Source organism: Catellatospora sp. NPDC049133, from assembly GCF_040648455.1.
Taxonomy (GTDB): domain Bacteria; phylum Actinomycetota; class Actinomycetes; order Mycobacteriales; family Micromonosporaceae; genus Catellatospora; species Catellatospora aurea.
Genome location: NZ_JBEZDT010000018.1, coordinates 79141 through 98307 on the forward strand (window position 1 = coordinate 79141; position 19167 = coordinate 98307).

The window sequence follows — 19167 nt, forward strand, 5'->3', positions numbered from 1 at the left end:
GGTATGACGAGCGCCGGGATCAGGGGCAGCTCAGGACCGCGTCGAGCGGGTCGGAGCTGCACAGGTCGAAGCCCGGCCCGCCGTCGGCGTTGTCGTTGCCAGACACCCCGTCATCGATCTTGATGAAGTCGGTGCCTTCCTCGCCGTACACCATGTCGTCGCCCTTGCCACCGCTGAGCAGGTCGCGCCCGGGGCCGCCGTAGATGACGTCGTTGCCGCCCTTGCCGTTGATGATGTCGTTGCCGCCGAGGCCGCAGATGACGTCGTCGCCGAGGGTGCCGTTGATGATGTCGGTCCCCGCGGTGCCGGTGATGGTGCACCCCGGCACGACCGGGCCGACGGTGGTGAACTCGGTGTCGGCGTTGTTCGTGGTGTCCTGGTCCGGGGTGGCGCTGGTGACGCCGCCGCTGTTCCGGATCCTTCCGCTCGCGGCCGGGTCAACCCTCACCACCAGCGTGAACTCAGCCGTGTCGCTGGAGCCCAGGCTCGCCCGGGTGGCCGTCACCTCACCGGTGCCGCCCACCGGTGGCGTGGCCAGGGTCCAGCCGGCGGACGGCGTCGCGAACGAGACGAAGGTGGTGCCCGCCGGGATCCCGTCGCGCAGCACGACCGACTGGGCCGTGTTGGGCCCGGCGTTGCGCACGGCGATGGTGTAGGTCAGGTCCGAGCCCGCGGTCACCGGGTCCGGCGCGTCGATCTTCGTGATGGCCAGGTCCGCCGACGGTTGCCGCACCGTGGTCGTCGCCGTGGCGCTGTCGTTCGTCGCGTCGGGGTCGGTCGTGGCGCTGCTGACGGCCGCGGTGTTGCTGAGCGTGCCGGTCACACCCGTGCCGACGTTCACGACGATGGTGATCACGGCTCCGGCCGCGTCGGCGGCAAGCGTCGACGCGCTCGCGGTCACCGTGCCGCCGCTGCCCACGGCGGGCGTGTCGAGCGTCCAGCCGCCCGGCGCGGTGGCCGACACGAACGTGGTGCCGGCGGGCAGGGTATCGGTCAGCTCCACCGACTGCGCCGCGCCGGGACCGGCGTTGGCCACGGTGATCGTGTAGGTGAGGTTCTGCCCCGCCGTCACCGGGTCCACGTCGTCGATCTTGGTCACCTGCAGGTCCGCCTCCTCGGCGGCGGGCGGGCTGTTGCGGGGGTTGGGCGCGCCGGCCGAGAAGTCGAGGCTGTTGTTGTCGGTGTCGACCTGCCCGGCATCGTCGCGCAGCGCGGCGGTGGTGTTGGTCAGCGTCGGCGCGGGGCCGGCCTCGGCGGAGGACGCGGAGGTGCCGTAGCCGACGAAGTCGCGCACTCCCGCGAGAGTGGAGCAGCCCGTCGCACAGGTGAGTGCCGTCTGGTTGGTGACCAGGGCGACCTTGCCGGAGCTGAGGCTCATCGCGATGTCGCCGACGGCGTTCGGGGCCGGCAGCGGCGTCGTGCCGCCGGAACCCTGGGCTTCCTGGACGAGGTAGTACGTCCCGGGAAGGATCTCGCCGCTAAGCGGGGTGGTCTGCCACGTGTTGCCCGCCGCGCTGGCGTACTGGACCGTCCATCCGGTCACGTCGACCTCGGCGGCGCCGCGGTTGTACAACTCGATGAAGTCGTTGGTGTAGGTCGCGCCGGTGTTGCCGCCGCCGCCGTACACCTGGCTGATGACGATGTCGGGCGAGACCGCCAGCGCGGGCGTGGGCAGGGACAGTCCCGCGACCCCCGCCGACAGGCTGACCACGGCGGCCGACGCCGCCCTGCGGACCCACTGACGCATGCGTACCTCCTCGAGCCCCGGACCGGGGACCTGCTGCTCCTGTCCGATCAACTGGGGAGGTTCAAGTTGGTTACTTATTGCAACGCTCTGACTACTTAACGTTCAGTCGATGATGCCGTTGCAGCGCGCCTGCCACAGCTCGCGGCGCGCGGCCCTGGTGTCCAGCTCGCGCAAGCCGGAGACGGCCCAGAGCATCTGCCGCATGCAGTCCTGGAAGAACCTAGACACCGCCGCACGCTAACCCGCGGCGGTGGCGGGCTCCACGTGGATTTCCGACGGCCAGTCGCCGAGCAGGTGGCGGCGCAGCAGCGCCGCGTGCGACAACGGGGTACGCAGGTCGGCGGGGTCGCCGTTGAGCGTGTAGTCCAGCAGCACCAACGGGCCGCGCTCGGCCAGCTCACACAGCCGCGACACCTCGGCGGCGGCAGCGCCTTCCAGCACGTGCCGGTATGTCGGCAGGTAGATCTCGCGGCGTGCGTGCTCGTAGCCGAGCAGGACCGTCCCGTGCAGGCCGCGGCGGTGACCCAGCGGCGGGCCGAACGCGGCCGCGGTGCGCTTGAGGCCGCGCATCGCGGTGACGGCCAGCTTGCCCGGGTCCACATCGGCGTGCATGAACACCTTGAGCGCCTGCCAGATGCCCTCGGCGGACTGACTGGTCACGCCGGGCGTGAACGGCACCGGGATGCCGCCGTGCGGATAGAACGGGCTCAGCCGCACCCACGGCTGCGGTCCACGCGAGGTCACATCGACCACCGCGGCTCCCGGGTACGCCGCCTCGATCGAGGCGGCAGCACGCCGCCTGCTCGCCACGTGCACGTGCATGACGCCTCCCCCTCGACGACGCGACCGTGACAGCATGATGCGCGGCAGGTCCGACATCATGAGCGACGAGTGCCGCCGCGTTCGGTCAACGAAGGCCTATCTTGTATTCGTGGAGGACTCATCGACGCAGCCAGGTTCGCCGATTGATCGCAAGTCCGCCGAGCTCCATCGTGATCAGGTCCGCCAAGAGCTTGCCGCGTTCGGCTACATCGGCGACCTAGCTATCACGGATGAGGGGCGCGCCACGGCCCGACACCGCCTCGACAAGCACCGCGCCAGTAAAGCGACTCGCGAGCGGCGTTAGATCACCGAAACCGTCAGGCCTACTGCACACCGAGACCTGCGCGGACATCGCAGGACTGCCTACATTGGTGACATCCGTCGAGATGCTGCGCAGGCGGCGTGGACGGGCCGGGTGCGATGCTTTCGGATGGGAGCTGACATGTCCGATGACCAGCTGGGTCAGCGCATCAGGCAGGCGCGGCGGCGGCGCGGTTTCGCGCAGGCCGAGCTGGCCGCGCAGGCCGGCGTTTCGGTCGACGTAATCCGCAAGCTGGAACAGGGCAGGCGGCACACCGCGCGGATGGACACCCTGATCCGGATTGCCGCTGCGCTCGACCAGACCGTGGCCGACCTCGTCGGCAAACCCAAGGGGCTCGTGGTCGGCGGCCAGGACGCCGAGGTGTACCGCCTGCGACGCGCCGTGCTCGACGTCATTCCCGCCGAAACGGAGCCTCCAGCCTCCTCCGTGCTCCGTGCCGAACTGGGCGAGAACTGGCGGCTCTACTGGGCCGGACGCTATGCGCCACTGGCCCGGGCGCTGCCTGACGGGATCACCGCCGCACGGGCGTGCGTGCGCGCCGCGCGCCCGGGCGCGGAGACCATCCGCGCACAAGAGGTGCTGGCCGACTTCCTCCACCTGACCGCGTCCCTGCTGGCCCATCTGGCTCACGACGACCTGGCCGCGCTCGCCATGCACCAGGCGCTGGCGGCCGCGTACGCGAGTGACAATCCGCTGGTGGCCGCAGGGCTGTCCGCCAGCCGAGTGTGGCTGCTCTCCCGACAGGGATTGACCGCGGAGGCCGAGAACCTCGCCATGGCCACCGCTCGCGAGGTCGAGCCGCGCATGGGCACCGCGAACGTCGATCAGGTCGCGATCTGGGGTGAGAACCTTCGCTACGGCTGTGTGGCTCTGGCCCGGGGCGGACGCCATGCCGAAGCCCGTGAGCTACTGCCACGGCTGGCGGGCGCCGCCGCTCGCATCGAGGCCGAACGCCCGTCGCGTCCGTGGCAGGCGCGCGTCGAGGACAAGAAGGGCACCGCGCCGCTGGCAGGGCTCGGCTTCGGCGCGACGCTGGCGGGCATCACCGCGGTGACGGTAGCTGCGGCCGACGACCGCTACCGAGAAGCTCTCCGCCTGGAGGCGCTGGTCCCGGCGTTCGATTCCATCTCCCCTTCAATGCGGTCGAGGCACCTGCTCACTGTCGCCTGGGCGCAGATGGCCGAGTTCCATTCGGCGGAATCGGTCAACACGCTGCTCCGCGCGGAGAAGTTGGCTCCGGAGATGCTCGCCCACCAGACGGTAGCGCGGACGATCGTCACCGAACTACTACCCCGCCGCTCTCGGCAGCGCCTCCCGGGACTGGTGTCCCTCGCCGCACGCATGGGCATACCGAGCAGCTGACCAGCGCTGCCGGCAGCGGGTAGGACACGTGGTCCTACCCGCTGCACCACATCATCGTCTAAGTAGGGCAAGAGGTCCTCACGGCCGCCGAGCTGCCTGCCTACGGTCAATCGGCAGATGTCAGCCATCGGTGAGGGAGACGAGCATGTCGCGCGGAGCGGCGTCTAACGACAACGCGCGAGGCGGTCGTGTCCTGGACCGAGACCAGTTCATCACGTACGCCCGTACCCGCATCGCTACGGCGACGACACTGCTGGCTGGGCACTACCTGGCACCCGGCGGGTGCGGGTGCGGCAGGCCGTGGCCGTGCCCGCAGCAGGAGTCGCTGTCCGCCGTCGCCGAGCACTACCACGGCAGGATTGCGTTGCTGGACAAGACGGTCGAACTGCCCGTCATCACCTCTCGCACCCCACCGACCACCTCAGACACCGCCCACCGAACGCTGCGGAAATTGCTGCGCCGACTCCTCGACCGGAGGTGAACGAACCGCGTCGACTCACCGCCTCTCTCGGCGTCGACGCGTCGGCAGTCTCCCGTCCTCTCTCCCAGGACGGTCGAGGGGGAGGTCCTGGACTCGCACCCCAGGGCCTCCCCGATCCTGCATCCTCGCTCAGACCTCGGTGACCGTCAGCACACGGGCGTTCGGGGCGAGGTCGCCGATCTCGGCACGTAGCTTGGCCCGGTCCGGGTCGGCCAGGTAGTCGTCGAGTCCGGTGCGCGAGGCGAACGAGATCACGTGCACCTCGGCCTCCGGGCCGCGCAGCCGCTGCTCCAGCAGGCCGCCGTGGCGCGGCAGCAGCGCCAGCACGTCGTCCTCGTACCGCTGCACGGTCTGCTCATGGCCGGCCGGGTAGTCCACGACGGCCACCAGCCGCAGCCGCGGTGCGACGGCCGGCCCGTCGAGGCGCTTCCAGAAGTGCACGTCGGACACGTCCCCGGGATACCCCTCGGTGCGGCCGGTCGCGACGTAACCGTGGCGGCGGTAGAACTCGGGGGCCTGGAACGTGAACGACGAGACGCTGATCCGGTCGCAGCCACGGGCCCGGGCCTCGTCCTCGGCGGCGGCCAGCAGGCGGCCGCCCCAGCCGTCGCGGCGGTGGTCGGCGCGCACCCACACCATCGAGATCCCGGCACTGGCACCCCAGGTCCAGCCGGTCAGCCCGGCGATCACCGCGCCGTCCGGGCCGGTGACCCGCACGGACAGGGACCGTTCCTCGTGTACGCCCACCGCGGCGTTGTTGAACGCGGTCAGCTCCCGGTCCAGCAGCGCGGCGAGTTCCTCGTCCTTGTCCCCCACCACCAGCAGCGCGGACGTGTATGCGTCGGTCACCCGCGGAGTATCCCCGTCCCGATCATCGTCGGGCAACCCGGATCTCACACCGGGTTGGGCTGGAAGCTGGCCGTGATCAGGGCGAACTCGTCGAGGTTGTCCTTCCACTGGGACTCCGGCGTGGACCAGTAGATGGCATGCGCCTGCTTCGGCCCGGTGACGAAACCGCGGTTGATCACATGGACCCGCCCGGAGGTGCCCTGGTAGGTGAACTCCCAGTCCGCGCAGGCGATGAAGTAGTCGACCTTGACGATGCGCACCCGGCGGTAGTCGTTCCAGTGGCCCGCGCGCACTCGGTTGCCCTCCTGGCGGGTCCAGTCGGCGACCGGGTCCTTCTTCGGGCTGTCGGACTGGTCGATCAGCAGCAGGCGGCCGCCGTCGGGCTCCTTGAACCGCACGATGGTGCGGTCGCGGGTGACCTTCCACGAGCGCGGCACGGCCACCGCGAAACCGGTGCGGTCCTTGTACATGTACCAGCCCTCGGGCAGCACCAGCCCGCTCGGCGACGGTGAGGGTGAGGGGCTCGGCGAGGCCACCGCGGACGGGCTCGCGGCCGCCGAGGGCGACCTGCCGCCGGCGGCGTCGCCGCGCGGCTTGCCGCCCAGGCGCGGCACGACCACGACCGCGATCACGGCCAGCACCACGGCCGCCGCCCCGGCGATCATCAGCAAGCGGTTCTTCCGGGGGCGCGCCACGAGCGCACCCTCGGGCGGACCCGGCACCTCGGCCGCACCCACCGCACGATCGGCCACCCCCGACCCGGCCCGCTGACCGGGCACGGCCGCCGCGGCAGCGGCTTTCGGCTTCGCGGCAGCCTCGGCTCCCGCTGCGGTGGCGGCCGGCGCGGTTCCGGGAACAGCGGCGGCCGAACCTCCGATGACAGGTGGCTTCGGCTCGGCCGGCGTCTTGGCCTTGGCAGGTGCCTTCGCCTTGGCAGGTGCCTTCGCCTTGGCGGGGGCAGCGGGCTCGGCGGGTGTCTGCGGCTCAGCGGGCCGCTGCGGGTCGGGCAGCGTCCGGGCCGGTCGCTCGGCTTCGGGCGCGGCGGGTGCGTCGGCGGCCCGTGCGGGCAGCGCCAGCGGCGGGGAGGTCCGCCGCTGGCCGGGGACCGCACCGGGGCGTACGCCCGAAAGGAATCCCCCGCCCCCACGGCGGCCGACGGCCACCCGCAGCAACACCTGCTCGGCCTCGGCCGCGGTCATGCGCAGGCGCGGGTCCTTGCGCAGCAGGCCCGTGAGCAGCGGCTTGAGCGGCCCGGCCAGGCGCGGCGGGGCGGGCTCCTCGGTGGCGAGCGCGGCGAGCGTCGCCATCGCGTTCGGCCGGGCGTACGGGGACTGGCCCTCGACGGCGGCGTAGAGCGTCGCGCCCAGCGACCACAGGTCGGCGGCGGGCCCGACCTCGCCGCCTTCGACGCGTTCCGGGGAGATGTAGGACGGTGAGCCGAGGATCAGGCCGGTCCGGGTCACGGCGGGGTCGCCGGGCAGGGTGGCCAGGCCGAAGTCGGTGAGCACGACGCGGCCGTCGTCGCCGAGCATGACGTTGCCGGGCTTGACGTCGCGGTGCAGCATGCCCGCGCCGTGCGCGGCCCGCAGTGCGGCCAGCACACCGAGGCCGATGTCGGCGACCTTGACCGGGGCCAGCCGCCCCTGCTCGCTCATCAGCGCCGCGAGGGACTTGCCCGACAGGTACTCCATGACGATCCAAGGACGACCGTCGACGGTGACGACGTCGAAGATGCGTACCACGTTGGGATGGCTGAGCCGGGCGATCGCGCGGGCCTCGCGCAGCGAGCGGGCGTTCATCTCGGCGCGCTCGTCCTCGGTGAGGCCGGCCGGGGGGACGACTTCCTTGACCGCGACGTCGCGGTGCAGGGTCTCGTCGCGGGCCAGCCAGACCATGCCCATCCCGCCCTGGCCGAGGGGTTCGAGCAACCGGTACCGGTCTGCGAGGACACGAGGTGGCACAGCGGGCATTCGAGGACCCTACCCAAACGGGTGAAGCCCTACACCACGCAGGGAACCCGAGTGTGATCCAGATCTGACAAGACCTTCGGCCGTATGATGCCAACCGTTCGGCGCACCGGAGCCACCGTTCGGCGCGTGTCAGGACGACGAACGGCAAGTCCGACGGCCCGAGCTGCATATCCTCCCTCGCACCGTTGATCCGTCCCCTTCGTGCGAGGAGGCACGTGCCATGGGTGAACCCGCACCCGACCGGCGACCCGGCGATCGCGATCACAGTCCGTGGAACTGGCTGCTGATCGTCCCGATCGTCCTGCCGCTGATCACGACCTTCTACAACGCGTCCAGTCCGGACCTGCTCGGCTTCCCGCGTTTCTACTGGCAGCAGCTGTCGTACATCCTGGTCGGCGTCGCCACCACGACGCTGGTGTACCGGATGACCAAGCTGACCAGGCGTCGCGACGGGGAGGGCTGAGCCGTGTGGCGTGACCATCTCACCGAGATCATCGTGTTCGCGGTGCTGTTCTTCGGCGTCAGCGTGCTGGGCTTCGTCGCCTCCCGGTGGCGGCGGCCGGACACCATGGAGCACCTCGACGAGTGGGGCCTGGGCGGGCGCAACTTCGGCTCGTGGATCACCTGGTTCCTGGTCGGCGGCGACCTCTACACCGCGTACACCTTCGTCGCCGTGCCCGCGCTGGTCTTCGGCGCCGGGGCGATGGGCTTCTTCGCGGTGCCGTACACCGTCATCATCTACCCGCTGTTCTTCCTGGTCCTGGTGCGATTGTGGTCGGTGTCGCACCGGCACGGCCTGGTCACCCCGGCCGATTTCGTGCGCGCCCGGTTCGGCTCCCCGACGCTGGCGCTGCTCGTCGCGATCACCGGCATCGTCGCCACCATGCCCTACATCGCGCTGCAGCTCGTCGGCATCGAAGCGGTGCTCAAGACGATGGGCGTCACCGGCGAGTCCACCCTGGCCAGGCACGCGCCGATCATCATCGCGTTCGCCATCCTCGCCGCGTACACCTACCAGTCCGGGCTGCGCGCCCCCGCCCTCATCGCGTTCGTCAAGGACACGCTGATCTACATCGTGATCCTGGTCGCGGTGTTCTGGCTGCCGTCGCAGCTCGGCGGCTGGGGCGCGATCTTCGGCGCGGCGCAGGCGAAGTACGACGCCAGTCCCGCAGCCGGTGACGGGCTGCTGCTCAACGCCAACAACCAGCTGCAGTACATCACGCTGGCGTTCGGCTCGGCCCTGGCGCTGTTCCTCTACCCGCACTCCGTCACCGGGGTGCTCGCCTCCCGCAACCGCGACGTGATCAAGCGGAACATGTCCGCGCTGCCCGCGTACTCCCTGCTGCTGGGCCTGCTCGCGATGCTCGGCTTCGCCGCGATCGCCGCCGGGGTCAAGCCGCTGCCCGGCGCGAACCCTGGCTCGGTGGACACCAACACCATCGTGCCGGTGCTGTTCGACAAGCAGTTCCCGGACTGGTTCGCGGGCGTCGCGTTCGCCGCCATCGGCATCGGCGCGCTGGTCCCCGCCGCGATCATGTCGATCGCCGCGGCGAACCTGTTCACCCGCAACATCTACAAGGAGTACCTCAACCGCGAGGCCAGCCCCGCCCAGGAGGCCAAGGTCAGCAAGGTCGCCTCGCTGGTGGTCAAGGTCGGCGCACTGCTGTGCATCGTGCTGCTCGACCCGCAGTTCTCCATCGACCTGCAGCTCATCGGCGGTGTGATCATCCTGCAGACGCTGCCGTCGGTGGCGCTGGGCCTGTTCACGCGCTGGTTCCACAGGGGCGCGCTGATCACCGGCTGGGTCGCGGGCATGGGCCTGGGCATGTGGATGCTGTACCAGATCGCCAACCCGGCGACCGGACGGATGCACTTCGCCGGCTCGGCGTTCCCGCTGGAGAAGTTCGGCTTCGACACCAAGGCGACGATCTACGTCGGCTTCGTCGCGGTGCTGGTGAACATCATTTTCGCGGTACTGGCGACGCTGGTGCTACGGGCCGGGAAGGTCACCGACGGGCCCGACGCCACCGAACACGACGACTACTTCGTCGACGAGGACTCGCCCCGGCGCGGCATCGACTCCGAAGGGGAGCCGGTGGCCGTCGCCTGAGCCGTGCGGCCGCCGCGGGCATCGGACGCGGCGGCGGGCACGGCCGAGGGTGGGCGCGGAGGTCCCCCGCGCCCACCCTTTTCCCGTCTCTACTGCAGGTAGCCCTCGACCTGCCTGACGTCGCCGGCCTTCGCGTCGTCGGGGTTCTCCCCCGCGTCCTTGAGCGCACGGCGGCGCCGCAGCAGGTCCCAGCACTGGTCGAGGGTCTCCTCCAGCGACCGCAGCCGGGCGGACTCGGTCTCGGGGTCGATCGCGCCCTGCACGCGCTTGGTCCGCAGGTCGTGCTCCTCGGCGACCAGCGAGTCGATCCGCTCGAAGATCTGCTTCTCGTCCATGTCTCCAGCCTGACATGCCCCGCGCCCGCCTGCCCGCCGATCCGGCCGGGCGGGGTCAGCCGAGCCAGCCGTAGAGGCGGTCGACGTGGATGCGGACTGCCAGGCGGCCGTCGGCGACCATCGCGGCCCGGTACTCGGCCCAGTCGGGGTGCTCGCCGCGGATGTCCCGATACAGCGCCACCAGCTCCTCCACTGCGGCGTCGAACGGGTCCGCGGCGGTGGCCGACAGCTCGGCGAGCCCTTCCGCGACCGCATACGCCCCGCCGCCGGGCGTGGTCACGTAGAAGCTGGCCCGGGGGTCGCGGCGCAGGTTGCGCACCTTGGCCCGGTCGGCCGTGCTGGAGAACCGGATCACCCCGTCGCCGGCGAGGTAGTCGACGTTGGACAGCTGCGGCCGCCCGTCACGCTTGACCGTGGCCAGCACGCCCCGGCCGGTACGCCCGATGACCTGCCACAACCGGTCCTGCTCGCTCATCGCCGCATCCTTCCCACGCGGCCCCGGCGCTGCACGCCGCGACCCGAGCGGCCGACATCAGCTCGGCCATCAGCCGCAACTCGTCCAGCATGCCCCGGCACGTCGAGGCGGGGCGACGCAAGTTCTGTTGACATGTCACCAACCTAGGGGGCGGTTGGTGACATGTCAACAACGGGTATGGTGACCCGGTGACCGAACCCCGCTGGCTCGACGATAAGCAGGCTCGCGCCTGGCGCGGCTACCGGCGCATGCGCGCCCTGCTCGACCTGCAGATCACCCGCGACCTGGCAAACGACAGCGGGCTGTCCGACGCCGACTACGACGTGCTGTCCAACCTCTCGGAGACCTCACCGCACCGGCTGCGGCTCACCGAGCTGGCCGGCACCATGCTCTGGTCCAAGAGCCGCCTGTCACACCACCTCACCCGGATGCAGCAGCGCGGCCTGGTGGACCGGGAGGAGTGCGCCGGAGACGCGCGCGGCTCGATCATCGTGCTCACCGAGGCCGGGCTCCGCGCCATCGAGGAGGCGGCTCCGCACCACGTCGCCTCGGTTCGCCGCCACATGATCGACCTGCTCACCGACGACGAGATCGCCGCCCTCGACGCCCTCAGCCACCGCGTCATCACCCGCCTCACCACCCCCACCTGACCCCGCCGCCGCCAAACCCCCCAGCCCACCCGCTTCGCGAGGATGGGAAGGTGCCCTTCCTCTACGAATAGCGATAAGAAGGTGCCCTTCCTTCGGCTGGGGTCGTCTAACCTGGACGCCGGGCTCCGGCTGCGCGAGGCGCCGGGGTGGCGAGAGGGCGGCTATGAGCGGGACGGCGCTGGTCACTGGCGGCACGGGCGGGTTGGGGTCGGCGGTGACGGCGGCGCTGCTGGACCGGGGCTGGCGGGTGGTGGTGCCGTGGTACGCGGAGGCGGAGCTGTCGCGGCTGCCCACGGGGGCGGACGGGCTCGTGCTGGTGCAGGCCGACCTGACCGACGCCGCCTCGGTGGGCGCGTGCGTGGCGCGCGCGGCCGCCGACGCCGACCGGCCGTTGCGGGCCGTGGTGAATCTCGTCGGCGGGTTCGCGATGGGCGGGCGGGTGCACGAGACGCCCGTCGAGCAGTTCGAGGCGCAGCTTCGGCTGAACCTCCGCCCCGCGTACCTGGTCTGCCAGGCGACGCTGCCGCACCTGGTCGGGGCGGGCGGCGGGTCCGTGGTGCTGGTGTCCAGCCAGGCGGTGCGCAAGCCGTTCAGCGGCGCGGCCGGTTACCTGACCGCGAAGACCGCGGTGCTGGGCCTGGCCGGCGCGCTGCACGCCGAGTACGGCAAGGACGGCGTACGCGTCAACACGATCCTGCCCGGGGTCATCGACACCCCCGCCAACCGCGCGGACATGCCCGACGCCGACCGCAAGGGCTGGACCGCCCCCGCCGACATCGCCGACACGGTCGCCTACCTGTGCTCCGCCGCCTCCCGGGCCGTCCGCAACTCCCAGATCAACGTCTGAGGCGTCGTCAGGAGTCGCCGTCGCGGTTGTAGAGGCCGCCCTCGACGAACATCATCCTGGCCACCGGGTGGCCCGACTCCGAGGCCATCCGGAACCACTGCTCGGCGGCTTCGAGCCCGCTGCGCTGCTCGGCCAGGCGGCCCATGTCGAACATCGCCTCGCGGTCACCGGCCCAGGCGGACTTGCTCAGCCAGTGCTCGGCCCCGTCCCAGTCGCCGGTCACCTTGAGCATGCTGCCCAGTGCCCGCATCGCGACCGGGTCGCCCTTCTCCGCGGCGGCCCGCATGAGGTCCATGTCCCGCAGCATGCGCCGGGTCATGATCGCGCGCAGCCCGAACCGGCCGGCCGAGCGCATCCACACCACGATGACGCCGAGCGCCCAGGCGATCCAGCCCACCGTGGTCAGCGTGCCGTTGTCGATCGACAGGCCCCAGACGACGAGCACGGTGCCGAACACCAGGAACAGCATGACTTCCTCCCCAGGACCCGCTGTAACGTTCCCAATACGATGAGTCAGTGTCAAGTGGACGGTGCCCGCCGCGGACAGCATCCCATCTGCCACCGACCAAAAGGACGCCTGCTCAAGGCGGTGGCCGACACCACGGCGCAGGTCCCCGCCCCGGCCCGGTCCGGGGGCTTGCTCAGCCGAGGTCGGGGTGCGGCAGGTAGCGGTCCAGGGCCATCGGGTCGCCGCCACCGGAAAGGAACTGGTCCATGTCGGCGATGGTGAACCGGGCCTCCAGCAGCAGCGGCAGCAGCGGGTTCGGGCCGAGCACGCACAGCTTGGCCGTGCCCACCGCGCGGTGCCGGGCCAGCACGGCCAGCAACGCGTCCGCGCAGGCCCGGGTGGTACGCCCGCCCGCCGGCCCGACGAGCAGCGCCCCGCCCGACTCGCGCACCATCGCGTAGCCGTCACCGAGCCGGTAAACGCTCACCCCGGGCAGCGCGCAGTACCAGGCCAGGTCGGCGTCACGGCGGCCGCCTGACGCGTCGGCGTCGAGGTCGGCGATCTCCGCCGGGGTCGCGGCAACCGGTCGCAGCCCGCGATCGGGCAGGGCCGCCACCGGGCCGCGCAGGTACAGCAGCGGGCTCACCGGGCGCATGCCCTGCCGCACGTAGAGCGCGAGCGCTCGCGGGTCCGACGAGGCGAAGGTGACCCGTGGCGCGTCGCGGGGCAGCAGCGACTCCAGCAGCGACCGGCCCAGGCCCGAGGACTGGTGTTCCGGCAGCACGAACAGGTCGGCCAGGTGCAGCAGGCCACCCCGGGCGAACGTCGCCCCGAAGCCGACCACGGTGTCCCCCGCGAGCCCGGCGTACAGGCGGCCGTTGGCCAGTTCGCGGTCCAGGTAGTCGGGGCGCTGCGCCCAGCCGCCCAGGTTGCCGAAGCGGTTCGCGACGGCGCGTACGCCGGCCAGGTCGGCCGCGCTCGCCTGCCGCACGGAGTACACGCTGCGCAGCCTAGACGCCGACGCCCGGCAGCGGGCTCCGCCGCGCCATCCACCGCGACCGGGCGCGGGATCGACGGATGCCCCTTGACGGTGCCTATTCACTCAGTGCTCCGCCATGAGCCGCCGCCGGAGCTGGTCGACCGGGTGCGGCAGGGCGAGCCGATCGATCCCTTCTTCGCCAGCGGGCTCAAGCGGATCAGCCTGGCGGTCGGGGTCGCCGCCGCGATCGGCGTGCTGACGGCACTGCTGGAGGCCGTCGCGGCGCGGCGGCGGGCCTTCGCGGCGCTCACGGCCACCGGCGTGCGGCGGCGCGTGCTGGCGCAGGCCCTGCTCTGGCAGGCGGTGCTGCCGGTCGCGGTGCTGATGCCCGCCGCCGTCGTACTGGGCGCGGGCATGGTCCACCAGATCCTGCCCGAGATGTACGGCACGGTGTTCACGGCGCGCATGATTCCCGGCTGCACGGTCGGGGACTGCATCACCGGGGACGTCTCGTACCGGTACGAGACGTGGTTTGCCGACTGGGCCGAGGTCGCCCTGGTCAGCGCTGCGGGCATCGGGCTGGTGGCGCTGATCGCGGGTCTGGCCGCGGCGACCTTGCGCACCCGCACCGACCTCCAGCACCTGCGGGCCGCCTGAGCCGCGGCCCGTTCCTGGATCACGCCGTCACGGGGTGGCGTGATCCGGGAACGGGCCGATGAGCGTGGCGACGGCGGCGCGCAGGTTGTCGCGGGCCGCCTCGGGCGCGCCGAGGTAACCCGCGACCATCGCCCCGTCGCGCAGCATGACCAGGGTGTCGGCGCCCTGGCGCGGGTCCGCGTACCCCATGGTGGTCAGCAGGTCGACCAGCGCCGCGCGGAACCACCCGCGGTGAGCCACGACGGCCTGGTGCACGGGGTGGGCCGGGTCCGGGAACTCGGCCGCAGCGTTGATGAACGGGCAGCCCCGGAACCCGGGAGCGCAGATGTCCGCGCCGATGCCGTCCACGAGCAGACCCATCAGCATGTACGGGTCGGACGTGAGCGCGAGCGCCTGCGCCAGCCGGGCCCGGATCGCCGCGTCGGCATGCTCGATGTACGCGCGGACCAGATCGTCCTTGCCGGGGAAGTAGCGGTAGAAGGTGGCGCGGGTGACCCGCGCCTGCTCGATCACCCGGTCCACGCCGACCGCGTGGATGCCCTCGGCGTAGAAGACCTGTGCCGCGCCCGCGAGCAGGCGCTCGCGGGCCGCGGAAGGCCGTACGGTCATCTCGGTCACCTGACCAGGGTAGGGACCGGGGCTCAGCGCGCGTTGCGCACGGCCCAGGCCAGGGACTGATCGGCCACGTCCTGCCAGCCGTCCTGCCCGACGGTGTAGTGGCTGCGGCCGGGGTACTCGCGGTATTCGGTGAGCGCCGACGAGTGCCGGTAGAGGCGGTGGTTGGATCGGTTCACCGAGGCGGGCACGATGTGGTCGGCGCCGCCCGCGACGAACAGCAGCGGCGCGCGGTCGTCACGGCGCACGTCGACCTTCAGCGGCGAGTTCGGGTCCAGGTTGGCGAAAGCGCCCTGGAACAGGGCCCGTGCGGCGGCCGGGACGTGGTAGCGGTCGTACACCTGCCGCGACTGCTCGGCGGTGAGCGTGTTGGTGAACGCGTAGTGGAACTGCTCGGGGGTGAGCGGCACGGCCTTCTTGCGGTTGGCCGGGTTGCCGAGCACCGGTGAGGCGGCCTTGAGCTGGCTGACCGGGAGCCGGTGGACGCCGCGGATCTGGCCGGAGTTGATGGCGACACCGGCCGCGCCCAGGCCGCGGCCGAGCAGGATCTGCGTCAGGGCGCCGCCGAACGAGTGGCCCATGATGATCGGCCGGGCGTCGAGGTCGGCGATGATCCGCTCGTAGTGGTCGGCGACCTCGCCGACGCCCAGGCCGGCCAGCGGCGACGGGTCCCGGCGCAGCGCCTCGACGCCGCCCTCCAGGCCGGGCCAGGACGGGGCGAGCACCCGGAAGCCCTGCTCGGTGTAGCGCTCGATCCAGTGCTCCCAGCTCAGCGGGGTCATCCACAGGCCGTGGATCAGCACGATCGTGTCGGGGGCGGTCATGGCCGGTCAACTCCTCGTCATAGTAGACAGAACGTTCTGTCTGTATCCGAATCTACGCTCGGCGGTGGCGCGAGTTCAAGGGAGGGAGAACGCTCGTTCTATGACCTGGGTCACGGTGGCGGCGCGCGGGATAGGGTGCGAGGCATGACCGGTTCGGCGCTCGACGCGCTCACCTCCGCAGGCCTCGACCATCGCGTGATCCGGCACGGGCCGGTGCGCAGCCTCGCCGAGGCGGCGGCGGCGCGGGGTGTGGAGATACCCGATGTGGTGAAGACGATCGTGGTGCGGCGCGGGGACGACGACTTCCTGTTCGTGCTGGTCCCGGGCGATCGGGTGATCTCGTGGCCGAAGCTGCGTGCGCTGCTCGGGGTGTCCCGGCTGTCCATGCCGGACGCGGGCGAGGCGAAGAACGCCACCGGGTACGAGCGCGGGACGATCACGCCGTACGGGTCGCTCAAGCCGTGGCCGGTGATCGCCGACGAGCGGCTACGCGGGCGGGAGATCACGCTCGGCGCGGGCGAGCACGGGGTCGCCGTCGCGGTCGACGCCGACGCGGCGGTGAACGGACTCGGCGGCACGTACGCCGACGTCACCGACCCGGAACCGGTGAAGTAAGCGCGAAACGCAGCAGCCGACCGCAGCTCAGGCGCGATGTCGGGTTAAGAAGGTGCCCTTCCTCTACACGGAGCGATGTGAAGGTGCCCTTCCTTTCGCCAGGGCGTGGGCGAGTCGGGTGACGGCTTCGTCGTGGTGGGCGGGTGGGGCGGCGGCGTAGGTGAGGCGCAGGTGGGGGGCCGGGGGTTCGGCGGCGTACCAGGGGCGGCCGGGGAAGACGATGACGCCTTCGGTGGCTGCCGCGGTGGCGAGGGCGACGTCGTCGGTGCCTTCGGGCAGCGGGGTCCACAGGTGCAGGCCGCCGCAGGGGACGGTCGGTGGGACCAGGTCGGGCAGGTGGCGGCGGAGCGCGGACAGGAGGGCGTCGCGGCGCTCGCGCAGGGACGAGCGCAGGGTGCGGCGGTGCCGGGTCCAGGCCGGGGAGGTGACGAACTCCAGGGCGGCCTGCTGGAGTGGGCCGGCCACGTAGAAGTCGTCGAGGAGGCGCGCCGCCCGCAGGCGCGCGCCGGCCGGGCCGCGGGCGCCGATGGCCGCGACGCGCAGGCCGGGAGCGGTCGCCTTGGTCAGCGAGCGCAGGTAGACGACGTGGCCGTCGGGGTCGTCGGCGGCCAGCGGCGGTGGGGCCTCGCCGTCGATGGTGAGGTCGCGGGCGTAGTCGTCCTCGATGAGGAACGCGCCGGCGGCGCGTACGGCGGCGGCGACCTCGGCACGGCGGTGCCCGGCCAGGGTCGCGCCGTGCGGGTTGGCGTACAGCGGCTGGCAGTAGAACAGCCGCGCGCCGGTGCGGGCGAAGGCGGCGGCAAGCTGGTCGGGGCGTACGCCGTCGGCGTCGGCCGGGACCGGCACCACCCGCAGCCCGGCGGCCCGCGCCGCGGCCAGCGCGCCGAGGTAGGTCGGCGACTCGACGAGCACCGTGTCGCCGGGGCTGGTGAGCGCGCGCAGCGCGGTGGACAGCCCGGCCTGGCCGCCGGCGCAGATCACCATGTCGTCGGCGCGCAGCCCGGCCCCGACCTCGCGGGCGAACCAGGCCCGCAGGTCCGCGCGCCCCTCGACGGGGCCGCGCTGCCACGCCGCGGGCTGGCGGGCGGCCCGGGTCAGCGCCGCGCCCAGTGCGGCGGCGGGCTGCAGGTCGGCGTCGAGGTAGCCGCCGACCAGCGGGATCGCCCCGGCGGGCGGTAACGCCAGTAACGCCTGCAGCTCCTCGTCGCCCGGCGGGCGTACGCCGAGCGCGACGGTCTGCCAGGACAGGTCGGGCACGGCGGGCTCGTCGGGCGGCACGGCCACGAAGGTGCCCTTGCCGGGCCGGGCCTCGATCACGTTCTGCGCCACCAGCTGCCGGATCGCCTCGGCGACGGTGACCGGTGACGCCTGGTGGCGGGCGGTCAGCTCGCGTACCGACGGCAGCCGGGTCCCCGGGCCCGCGGCGGCGGCGAGCCCGCGCAGATCTTGGATAACGCGGGCCACTGCGTTACCGTTACTCATGACGGACAAGAGTAGCGCTACTGTCCCGGAAACGGTAACAGCGGACCGGGTCACCGGACTGGCCCTGGGCGCGGTCGGGGTCCTGGCGTTCAGCATGTCGCTGCCCATGACCCGGATCGCCGTGCAGCAGCTCGACCCCTGGTTCGTCGCCTTCGGCCGGGCGGTCGGCGCGGCCCTGCTCGCCCTGGCCTACCTGCGGTTCACCGGCGCGCCCCGGCCCAGCCGCGCCCAGTGGCGGCGGCTGGCCGTCGTCGCCCTCGGTGTGGTGGTCGGGTTCCCGCTGTTCACGTCGCTGGCGCTGACCACGCAGACGTCCGCGCACGGGGCCGTCGTGAACACCGTGCTGCCCGCCATGACCGCGATCTTCGCGGTGCTGCGGGCCGGCGAGCGCCCGCCGCCCGCCTTCTGGGCCGCCGGCGCGGCCGGGCTGCTCGCCGTGCTGACCTTCCTGGTCACCAGCGGCGCGGTCCAGGGCGCGCTCACCATCGCGGACCTGTTCCTGCTGGTCGCGGTGGTGCTGTGCGGGCTCGGGTACGCCGAGGGCGGCGCGCTGTCGCGCGAGCTCGGCGGCGCGCGCACCATCTGCTGGGCGCTGCTGGTGGCGCTGCCGGTCACCGTGCCGGTGACGATCGCCGCCGCGGTGGCCCAACCCCCGCGCGCCGACACCACCGGCTGGACCGCGTTCGGCTACCTCACCGTGATCTCCATGTTCCTCGGCTTCTTCGCCTGGTACGCGGGCCTGGCCCGGGGCGGCATCGCCCAGGTCGGCCAGGTCCAGCTCACCCAGCCCGTGCTCACCCTGGGCTGGTCGGCGCTGCTGCTGGGTGAGACCGTGACACCCGCCTCGATCGGGGCCGCGCTGGTGGTGCTCGCCTGCGTCGTGCTCATCCAGCGCACCCGTGCGAGCGCGCCCGCGCCCGCCGTCGGAAAGGTCTGACCATGTACACACCCGCCCACTTCGCCGCCGACGAGGCCGCCGTCCGCGAGCTGCTGACGCACCACGGCGCCGCCGACCTGGTCACCGCGACCGCGGACGGCCTGGTCGCGACCACGCTGCCGTTCGTGTACGACCCGGACACCGGCCCGCACGGCGCGCTGCTCGGCCACCTGGCCCGCAACAACGACCAGTGGCGCCGCCCCGCGCTCGGCGAGGCTCTGGCCATCGTGCGCGGCCCCGACGCCTACGTCTCGCCGAGTTGGTACGCGGCCAAGGCCGAGCACGGCCGGGTCGTGCCGACCTGGAATTACACCGTCGTACACGCGTACGGCGAGCTGATCGTGCACGACGATCCGGACTGGACCGGGGCGCTCGTGCGTCGGCTGAGCGACAAGCACGAGGGCGGCCGCCCCGCACCGTGGTCGGTCGACGACGCCCCGGCGGCGTTCGTCACCGGCCAGCTGCGCGCGATCGTCGGCGTCGAGCTGCGCATCAGCCGCATCGAGGCCAAGTGGAAACTGAGCCAGAACCGCTCAGCGGCCGATGTGGACGGCGTCGTCGCCGGGCTGCGCGCCGACGGCGCGTTTGCCGCCGCCGACGCCGTGGACCACGCCCGGCGCAGGGACTAAAGTTCGAGGCC

The 19167-nt window shown here is 72.2% G+C and carries 22 protein-coding genes; 10 read left to right on the forward strand and 12 right to left on the reverse strand.

Annotated features, from left to right (window positions below):
* Positions 1 to 19: 19 nt before the first annotated feature.
* From AB0B35_RS21325 to AB0B35_RS21335, 3 genes are all read right to left on the reverse strand, one after another.
* A complete protein-coding gene (locus AB0B35_RS21325; RefSeq protein ID WP_361048086.1) occupies positions 20 to 1747 on the reverse strand; it encodes a lamin tail domain-containing protein in 1728 nt (575 codons plus the stop codon).
* A 102-nt stretch (positions 1748 to 1849) separates the two neighbouring features.
* Positions 1850 to 1975 (reverse strand): hypothetical protein, encoded by a 126-nt coding sequence (locus AB0B35_RS21330; protein WP_361048089.1) that lies wholly within the window; start codon positions 1973 to 1975, stop codon positions 1850 to 1852.
* Between the two features lie 9 nt (positions 1976 to 1984).
* Positions 1985 to 2569 carry a hypothetical protein gene (locus AB0B35_RS21335; RefSeq protein ID WP_361048092.1) on the reverse strand — a complete coding sequence of 195 codons (585 nt, stop codon included), beginning with the start codon at positions 2567 to 2569 and terminating at the stop codon, positions 1985 to 1987.
* Positions 2570 to 3011: 442 nt separating this feature from the next.
* Here AB0B35_RS21335 and AB0B35_RS21340 point away from each other — a divergent pair, with 442 nt between their 5' ends.
* Both AB0B35_RS21340 and AB0B35_RS21345 read left to right on the forward strand, forming a co-directional pair.
* Positions 3012 to 4253 (forward strand): helix-turn-helix domain-containing protein, encoded by a 1242-nt coding sequence (locus AB0B35_RS21340; protein ID WP_361048095.1) that lies wholly within the window; start codon positions 3012 to 3014, stop codon positions 4251 to 4253.
* A gap of 145 nt (positions 4254 to 4398) precedes the next feature.
* Positions 4399 to 4734, forward strand: coding sequence for a hypothetical protein (locus tag AB0B35_RS21345; RefSeq protein WP_361048098.1), 336 nt, complete (start codon positions 4399 to 4401; stop codon positions 4732 to 4734).
* Positions 4735 to 4863: 129 nt separating this feature from the next.
* On the opposite strand, the gene AB0B35_RS21350 is transcribed toward AB0B35_RS21345, so the two are convergent.
* Positions 4864 to 5583, reverse strand: coding sequence for a GNAT family N-acetyltransferase (locus tag AB0B35_RS21350; RefSeq protein WP_361048101.1), 720 nt, complete (start codon positions 5581 to 5583; stop codon positions 4864 to 4866).
* A 44-nt stretch (positions 5584 to 5627) separates the two neighbouring features.
* The gene (locus tag AB0B35_RS21355) at positions 5628 to 7553 is read right to left on the reverse strand and encodes a serine/threonine-protein kinase (RefSeq protein WP_361048104.1); all 1926 of its coding nucleotides are present in this window, start codon (positions 7551 to 7553) and stop codon (positions 5628 to 5630) included.
* A gap of 220 nt (positions 7554 to 7773) precedes the next feature.
* Here AB0B35_RS21355 and AB0B35_RS21360 point away from each other — a divergent pair, with 220 nt between their 5' ends.
* Both AB0B35_RS21360 and mctP read left to right on the forward strand, forming a co-directional pair.
* Positions 7774 to 8016: a DUF3311 domain-containing protein gene (locus tag AB0B35_RS21360; RefSeq protein ID WP_361048106.1), complete on the forward strand. Its 243-nt coding sequence runs from the start codon at positions 7774 to 7776 to the stop codon at positions 8014 to 8016.
* Positions 8017 to 8019: 3 nt separating this feature from the next.
* Complete coding sequence (mctP, locus tag AB0B35_RS21365; RefSeq protein WP_361048109.1) at positions 8020 to 9663, forward strand: monocarboxylate uptake permease MctP; 1644 nt, start codon at positions 8020 to 8022, stop codon at positions 9661 to 9663.
* Positions 9664 to 9752: 89 nt separating this feature from the next.
* On the opposite strand, the gene AB0B35_RS21370 is transcribed toward mctP, so the two are convergent.
* Positions 9753 to 9998 (reverse strand): DUF2630 family protein, encoded by a 246-nt coding sequence (locus AB0B35_RS21370; protein WP_361048111.1) that lies wholly within the window; start codon positions 9996 to 9998, stop codon positions 9753 to 9755.
* 55 nt (positions 9999 to 10053) lie between these two features.
* Positions 10054 to 10473: a PPOX class F420-dependent oxidoreductase gene (locus AB0B35_RS21375; protein ID WP_361048114.1), complete on the reverse strand. Its 420-nt coding sequence runs from the start codon at positions 10471 to 10473 to the stop codon at positions 10054 to 10056.
* A 188-nt stretch (positions 10474 to 10661) separates the two neighbouring features.
* On the opposite strand from AB0B35_RS21375, the gene AB0B35_RS21380 reads away from it, so the two are divergent.
* Together AB0B35_RS21380 and AB0B35_RS21385 are read left to right on the forward strand one after the other, a co-directional pair.
* Positions 10662 to 11123, forward strand: coding sequence for a MarR family winged helix-turn-helix transcriptional regulator (locus AB0B35_RS21380; protein WP_361048116.1), 462 nt, complete (start codon positions 10662 to 10664; stop codon positions 11121 to 11123).
* A 163-nt stretch (positions 11124 to 11286) separates the two neighbouring features.
* Entirely contained in the window at positions 11287 to 11970 is a 684-nt protein-coding gene (locus AB0B35_RS21385; RefSeq protein ID WP_361048118.1) for an SDR family NAD(P)-dependent oxidoreductase, read from the forward strand.
* Between the two features lie 7 nt (positions 11971 to 11977).
* Here AB0B35_RS21385 and AB0B35_RS21390 read toward each other — a convergent pair whose 3' ends face one another.
* Positions 11978 to 12439, reverse strand: a complete 462-nt coding sequence (locus tag AB0B35_RS21390) for a hypothetical protein (RefSeq protein WP_361048120.1) — start codon at positions 12437 to 12439, stop codon at positions 11978 to 11980.
* Between the two features lie 172 nt (positions 12440 to 12611).
* Complete coding sequence (locus tag AB0B35_RS21395) at positions 12612 to 13418, reverse strand: GNAT family N-acetyltransferase (protein WP_361048122.1); 807 nt, start codon at positions 13416 to 13418, stop codon at positions 12612 to 12614.
* Positions 13419 to 13508: 90 nt separating this feature from the next.
* Between AB0B35_RS21395 and AB0B35_RS21400 the strand changes: the two genes are divergently transcribed.
* Positions 13509 to 14054, forward strand: coding sequence for a hypothetical protein (locus tag AB0B35_RS21400; protein WP_361048125.1), 546 nt, complete (start codon positions 13509 to 13511; stop codon positions 14052 to 14054).
* Between the two features lie 27 nt (positions 14055 to 14081).
* Here the strand turns inward: AB0B35_RS21400 and AB0B35_RS21405 are convergent, their stop codons facing one another.
* Positions 14082 to 14663 carry a TetR/AcrR family transcriptional regulator gene (locus AB0B35_RS21405; RefSeq protein ID WP_361048339.1) on the reverse strand — a complete coding sequence of 194 codons (582 nt, stop codon included), beginning with the start codon at positions 14661 to 14663 and terminating at the stop codon, positions 14082 to 14084.
* 32 nt (positions 14664 to 14695) lie between these two features.
* Complete coding sequence (locus AB0B35_RS21410; protein ID WP_361048127.1) at positions 14696 to 15493, reverse strand: alpha/beta fold hydrolase; 798 nt, start codon at positions 15491 to 15493, stop codon at positions 14696 to 14698.
* 144 nt (positions 15494 to 15637) lie between these two features.
* On the opposite strand from AB0B35_RS21410, the gene AB0B35_RS21415 reads away from it, so the two are divergent.
* Positions 15638 to 16108, forward strand: coding sequence for a YbaK/EbsC family protein (locus tag AB0B35_RS21415; RefSeq protein WP_361048130.1), 471 nt, complete (start codon positions 15638 to 15640; stop codon positions 16106 to 16108).
* A gap of 63 nt (positions 16109 to 16171) precedes the next feature.
* Here the strand turns inward: AB0B35_RS21415 and AB0B35_RS21420 are convergent, their stop codons facing one another.
* The gene (locus tag AB0B35_RS21420) at positions 16172 to 17590 is read right to left on the reverse strand and encodes a PLP-dependent aminotransferase family protein (RefSeq protein WP_361048133.1); all 1419 of its coding nucleotides are present in this window, start codon (positions 17588 to 17590) and stop codon (positions 16172 to 16174) included.
* Here AB0B35_RS21420 and AB0B35_RS21425 point away from each other — a divergent pair.
* Both AB0B35_RS21425 and AB0B35_RS21430 read left to right on the forward strand, forming a co-directional pair.
* Complete coding sequence (locus AB0B35_RS21425) at positions 17589 to 18527, forward strand: DMT family transporter (protein WP_361048136.1); 939 nt, start codon at positions 17589 to 17591, stop codon at positions 18525 to 18527. The genes AB0B35_RS21420 and AB0B35_RS21425 overlap by 2 nt on opposite strands.
* Before the next feature lie 2 nt (positions 18528 to 18529).
* Positions 18530 to 19156 carry an FMN-binding negative transcriptional regulator gene (locus tag AB0B35_RS21430; protein ID WP_361048138.1) on the forward strand — a complete coding sequence of 209 codons (627 nt, stop codon included), beginning with the start codon at positions 18530 to 18532 and terminating at the stop codon, positions 19154 to 19156.
* Positions 19157 to 19167 lie beyond the last annotated feature (11 nt).